The organism is Bacillus sp. SIMBA_074 (assembly GCF_046534555.1).
GTDB classification, from domain to species: domain Bacteria; phylum Bacillota; class Bacilli; order Bacillales; family Bacillaceae_G; genus Bacillus_A; species Bacillus_A mycoides.
Genome location: NZ_JAWRYM010001371.1, coordinates 1 through 229, shown reverse-complemented (window position 1 = coordinate 229; position 229 = coordinate 1). Strand labels below are relative to the sequence as shown.

Annotated in this window: 1 protein-coding gene; it reads right to left on the bottom strand. The window is 73.8% G+C overall.

The window, feature by feature from the left end:
• A partial coding sequence (locus tag SB773_RS35185) for a serine hydrolase (RefSeq protein ID WP_410595246.1) occupies positions 1-229 on the bottom strand: 229 nt, incomplete at both ends.

The window sequence follows — 229 nt, the reverse complement described above, 5'->3', positions numbered from 1 at the left end:
CCTGGGAGTTCACGAGCGCCGAGAAGAGCCCCGCGAACTCACGTGCGGAGCCCACGGCGACCTGCGGCGCGTCGTCCGGGCCGCGCTCGTCGCGGAATCGATCGAGAAGCGCGGTGCGGCGGAGTCCGAGCGCCTCGATGCGCTCACGCACCCGGTCGTGGCCCACCCGCTGCAACAGGGCGTTGACCGCGATCGGGTCACCGGCCGTCGCCGCGAGCACCGCGAGGTC